The organism is Synechococcus sp., assembly GCF_982614295.1.
This window is the reverse complement of the sequence record NZ_CEXBMR010000074.1, coordinates 1-4,573: the sequence shown is the minus strand read 5'-3', so window position 1 is coordinate 4,573 and position 4,573 is coordinate 1. Positions and strand designations below refer to the sequence as shown.

6 protein-coding genes and 1 pseudogene are annotated in these 4,573 nt (G+C 53.2%); 2 read left to right on the top strand and 5 right to left on the bottom strand.

Annotation, left to right across the window (positions count from 1 at the left end; all coding sequences use genetic code 11):
* Nucleotides 1-250 precede the first annotated feature (250 nt).
* A complete protein-coding gene (locus AC2JC8_RS09680; protein WP_484594636.1) occupies nucleotides 251-451 on the top strand; it encodes a hypothetical protein in 201 nt (66 codons plus the stop codon).
* Nucleotides 452-497: 46 nt separating this feature from the next.
* Here AC2JC8_RS09680 and AC2JC8_RS09675 read toward each other — a convergent pair whose 3' ends face one another.
* Nucleotides 498-1,667: a ligand-gated ion channel gene (locus AC2JC8_RS09675; protein WP_484594635.1), complete on the bottom strand. Its 1,170-nt coding sequence runs from the start codon at nucleotides 1,665-1,667 to the stop codon at nucleotides 498-500.
* A gap of 673 nt (nucleotides 1,668-2,340) precedes the next feature.
* Between AC2JC8_RS09675 and AC2JC8_RS09670 the strand changes: the two genes are divergently transcribed.
* Entirely contained in the window at nucleotides 2,341-2,634 is a 294-nt protein-coding gene (locus AC2JC8_RS09670) for a ferritin-like domain-containing protein (protein WP_484594634.1), read from the top strand.
* 7 nt (nucleotides 2,635-2,641) lie between these two features.
* Here AC2JC8_RS09670 and AC2JC8_RS09665 read toward each other — a convergent pair whose 3' ends face one another.
* The 4 genes and pseudogenes from AC2JC8_RS09665 to AC2JC8_RS09650 all read right to left on the bottom strand — a co-directional run.
* On the bottom strand, nucleotides 2,642-2,863 hold the full coding sequence (locus AC2JC8_RS09665) for a hypothetical protein (protein ID WP_484594633.1): 222 nt from the start codon (nucleotides 2,861-2,863) through the stop codon (nucleotides 2,642-2,644).
* A gap of 103 nt (nucleotides 2,864-2,966) precedes the next feature.
* Nucleotides 2,967-3,563: a Crp/Fnr family transcriptional regulator gene (locus tag AC2JC8_RS09660; RefSeq protein ID WP_484594632.1), complete on the bottom strand. Its 597-nt coding sequence runs from the start codon at nucleotides 3,561-3,563 to the stop codon at nucleotides 2,967-2,969.
* A 38-nt stretch (nucleotides 3,564-3,601) separates the two neighbouring features.
* Complete coding sequence (locus tag AC2JC8_RS09655) at nucleotides 3,602-3,922, bottom strand: helix-turn-helix domain-containing protein (RefSeq protein WP_484594631.1); 321 nt, start codon at nucleotides 3,920-3,922, stop codon at nucleotides 3,602-3,604.
* Between the two features lie 13 nt (nucleotides 3,923-3,935).
* Nucleotides 3,936-4,217, bottom strand: a pseudogene (locus tag AC2JC8_RS09650) (transposase); the annotation flags it as partial.
* Nucleotides 4,218-4,573: the final 356 nt, after the last annotated feature.

Sequence of the window (4,573 nt, the reverse complement as noted above, 5' to 3'; positions counted from 1 at the left end):
TGCCGAAGCCCACAAGCACACTGAGGAGCAAACTCAGCCAAGAACCACGGCCAACACCACCCCATGGCCATTGCCCAAGACGTAAACCGGGCAGACGGCATAACAAATTAATAGGTCTTAACAAAATCTAAACTGCACAATTAGAGTTACAATAACCACAGGGAATCTTATTAATCAAATCGAGCGTGCTGATCTCCTCAACCAACATTTCCACCAACAGGGGAACACTGGCAGCAGTTGCACTTGCTCAATGCTCACCATCGGCTCGATTACCACTGAAACCTTTAGCTCTGCCCTGCTGGGGCTGGAAGATCTAAGCCTGCGGGTAACAGCAGCAGCCCTGCACGTTGCTGCTAATCCTGAAAAGCGCCCACGTCTGCGATCAATGCTGGCCGATTTATCAGAGGTAATGGAGTGCTGCGAGGATGATTTTGGGCTGTATCAACAATAGAAAACCGCTTGGACTGACCCGTACTAAGTGGCCTTGCTGCGCCTGCTTAGAAGAGCACAAAAGCCAGGGGTACCAGCAAGGCCAGACTGACTAGTGCGACGAGCTGGAATTTCCAATCAATGCTGTCGATGTGCTGCTGAGCGAGCAGTTCGCCACCCTCTGTTGCATTGTTATAATACACACTTCCCCAGCAGAAGAGCAAGAAAGAAAGGATCGAAATAAGATAGGCATAAATATAAAATAAATCAAGAAACGTTATGTAGGAAAGCGGTGGGAGGTCTGCTCTGTAGCTCTGTTGCAGGAAAATCTGAGTTAATAGAGCTGTAGTGGGTATGGCAAGCCGTACATCGCCAAGAGAGCCAGGCAGACTTGGCGATGCGAGCACGATACCGATAATGACAAGTAATGGTAAAACATATTCTCCGAAGGCAGAGAAGAAGTTTGTTTTGTAGACTATTCCGTAATCGATTGACGAAAAAGCAGAGGGTTTGCCAATGCCGAAGTTAGTGTTATATTGGTGCAAGAAAGTCTTCACCGAACTGCCTACCATATCGTATCCGTTAATGTCAGCATACTGTCCAATCAGGGTATTGGTTATATTGTATTCAGGCATTAGCGTAACGCAAGGTGTACCTCCTTCGTAGCAGGACAGATCATCCGGCCTGGTTTCCATAACGAGATGCAGGTTCATGCCGTAGAAGGGAAAACCTGCCAGGTTGAGATCATTAACAAAGAATTGAGCGGAAAAGCGAAACAATTGATAGAGGCGGCCATCATCGAGCTTCACAGGTTCTGTCGTCTCTGGCTCCAAAAGATTATCGACCGATACGATTTCGTTGGTGAACTCGAGAACCTGATTAAGCGGAACCTTGTCGGCCTCAATAATTTTCTGAATTTCAGGACGCCATTTAATCCAATACCAACCTTCTGCCCAGAATGTCTTGGTATTTAGATCTAAATTATAGATGTTTTCGATGTGCATTCCGCTATCGATGGTTCGCTGTATGTCACCAGTAACAATTGGCATTCGATGATCAAAATCCATGCCTTTGGTGTCGACATTGCTGGTATGCCGATTGTTGAAGGCAATCTCATTTTGCGCCGAACTAGCCTGAAACAAACCAATGGCGGCCAGCACAACTGCCATCATGATCCAGATCTTCAAGCGGGACGCCGCGTTGGCGAGGGCAAAGCCAGTCGATTGTTTTTTTGGCACAGAACCCTGGACGCTGCGTAGACCCGTAAAATAACAACAAGACCATGCTTAAAGTAAAGATCCGTAACAATCTCTTTTTCAAAGAATGAACAGAACTGCCAACCTCACAAAGCCACTCCCATAGCCACCACGACCTACCAGCACCTCCCCCAATCCTTCTTCTGCCGCCCCGCCGAGCAGGTTGCCCCCGAGTCCATCTGCTGCCTGCCACGGCTACCGCCGTTGTTTCCCCAGTACAAGTTTTGAAATCAGGCGCATTTCTAATTCCAAAGGAAGCTTTGCTTTGCCAACCCGCTTGCATAAAGCTACAAAAACCTTATTTGTAGTTTTATCTAAAAACGTTAAATGACGTTAAATCAAAATATTTATCTTGCCGTAATGTAGTACAGGGGAATACCATATTTTGAAAAATTTCTCAGCAGATCAAAGCCCCTTATCAATTAATTAGATTCCTTAAATTGTGGTGGGGGGAGTGATTTATGTAGCGCTACTTAGCTCTGAGTAGTTGCTGTAAGCCTCTGTAAGGCTTGTGTTATTGATTTGCCTGCTAATCGCATCGAGGACCCAAATTATTCGTTCAGATTTGAGTTAATTGAGCTCTACGGTGCAGATACTTACGAATGAGAGGAACGTTCCAGGTAATTGTTGCGTTTGAGGACGGAGCCATTGCGTAATGGCGCCACCCCGCCAGCACTGGTCAGGGGCCGAAGACGTCTTCTCCGCCATCTTCCAGATGGAGGCGGAGGTGACCAGCTCCCTGCAACAGCTCTATGCCATGGCGGAGCGGGCCGGTGATGTGCGCACCACCGTGTTCCTCGATCCGATCGTGCAAGGGCAGATCGAATCCGAACACGAGGCCGCCCACCTGCTGGGACGGATCCGCTTCGCCCAGGCCAACCCCGCCGCCATGCTGGTGATCGATGGGGAGCTGAGCGAAGGCAAGCATGCCCCTGAATCGCTCGCCTGAGCCGAGCTCAGCAGGGCAGGGGCCGGCGGGTCAGTTCTTCGAGAAACGCCACGGCAAGACTGTCCCGCAGCCCAACGCTGCTGCGCAGCTGGTAGGCGCAGGGCCGCAGCTCCTTGCGGCGGCCCTGCAGTTGCTGAAGTTCTCGCTTCAAACGCAGCAGCAGACGCTCCTCGCGGCAACGGCCCAGATCGGCCACCACCTGCGCACCACGGCAGCGCAACTGGTCCATCTCGTGGCAGAGGCTGGCCACCAAGTTGGCCGATGGCTGGGCGGTGAGATGGGGAGTGAGCTGGGGGGTGAGATGGGGGGGGAACGGTTGGTCATCGCAGGGCTCAGGCGACAGCCAGGGGAGCGGTTTCGATCAACTCCGGCGCCAGGCGCATGCCGGGTTCACCCACGGGAGCCTCGATCAATCGGGCCTGACGCAGGCGGGAAATCAAGCGGGTGGTTGTCACCCGAGTGGTGCCGATCAATTCGGCAATGCGCTCATGGGTGAGGCGGAAGGGCAGATCGCACCAGCTGCCGCAGCGGCGACCCAGCCGGCGCACCACCAGCCCCAAAAGGGCATGGAGGCGCTGCTCAGCGCTACCGAGATGGCGAATGCGCAGCAACTGCAGGGTCCATTCGTTGACGGCATCGAAGCCCTCGCCATGGCGGGGTTCGGCGTCGCTGCGGAAACTCAAAGGGGTGAGGGCCTCGACGCAGACGCCTTCACTGCAGAGCCGGTCTGTGCAGAGCTGGTCGCCTGCCTGCAGGAAGGCGAGGGTCATCCCCTCTGTCTCCTCACAGGGGCAGTAGACGCGGGCCACCCCATCGAGCACCTCGATGCAGCTGCCACTCGGCCGGCTGGCCGGATCCAGCAGCACGGTCTGACCTGCCGACATGCGCACGGCGGCAACGGGATCGTCGGGAAGGAAGGGAAAACTCATGGCCGAGGGGAGGAGGCTTATTGCGAATGACTCGCAACTTAAACAAGCGCCCGCCCCTTTTGCAAGCGATTCTCAATAACAACTGTCAATTGCAACCAGGCTTGGCGCCACCGAGCAAGTTGTTGGGGGTAAAGACCTCTTTCTCTGCAATAGGCAACTAGATCAGCACCGTTAAGGCCAGCGGCTTGTATTACAGCAGCCAACTTATCGCTTGCATCCCATTCTTCTGCAGAGCTACTGCTGGCAGGCACTAATTCCCCTTCTCGTTTCCATAGGTGCCTCCAGCTATAAAGCGTTTGACGGCTAATACCTGTAGCCCTTGAAATTTCAGTAACTGTTTCCCTGCTGGGCGGACTCATCCGTTTGCGAATTTCACCACGAAATTTGGCGTCGTAAATCGGTCTCATTGTTCATCGGTTGCACCCCCTGGTGGTTTCTTTGATACGAGCGGACTTCTTTGCTGATACAGGGGGGTACCCCCAGTTGTTCGTTGACTAGTTCAAACTCAAGATTCAGCCCGCGCTCGCGCAGACGGCGCAGGAAGGCGGTCCAGAACGCCTCGTCCTCGCTGTCGCCCACCTCGATCCCCAGCACCTCCCGCTGGCCATTGGCGGTGATGCCGACGGCCACGATCACAGCCCTGGAGATCACCTGCTTCCGGGCCTGATCCCGGCCGTGATCGCAAAAAAAAATGCCTGGCATAATGTCAGGCATTGCAGTAAGAGGATCAGTAATTCCAACAGCAGATGCGATTAATTATTCATCTCAAGAAGTTTGTAAATACAAAGGACATATTGGCATTGAGAAGGATTTCCCAAAATAGTCTTAGTTATAAAAATTCAATCCTGACGGGGTGCTGCAACGGCTGCGGCGGCTGGTTGGGCATGGTCATAGCCAGTGGTGCGGATAGGTCAGCGCCCCCTTCACCCAGCGGCTGAAGGCCGCGGCCATCAGAACAAGCAGCAGCGAGCCGCTCAGCACAGGGGTGATTACAAACAGCGGTGTGGCCC

Bases quoted from the DNA above. Each gene is read 5' to 3' on its own strand.
- AC2JC8_RS09680 (WP_484594636.1), top strand. From the start codon at position 251: ATGCTCACCATCGGCTCGATTACCACTGAAACCTTTAGCTCTGCCCTG.
- AC2JC8_RS09670 (WP_484594634.1), top strand. From the start codon at position 2,341: ATGGCGCCACCCCGCCAGCACTGGTCAGGGGCCGAAGACGTCTTCTCC.
- AC2JC8_RS09665 (WP_484594633.1), bottom strand. From the start codon at position 2,863: ATGGACCAGTTGCGCTGCCGTGGTGCGCAGGTGGTGGCCGATCTGGGC.
- AC2JC8_RS09660 (WP_484594632.1), bottom strand. From the start codon at position 3,563: ATGAGTTTTCCCTTCCTTCCCGACGATCCCGTTGCCGCCGTGCGCATG.
- AC2JC8_RS09655 (WP_484594631.1), bottom strand. From the start codon at position 3,922: ATGAGTCCGCCCAGCAGGGAAACAGTTACTGAAATTTCAAGGGCTACA.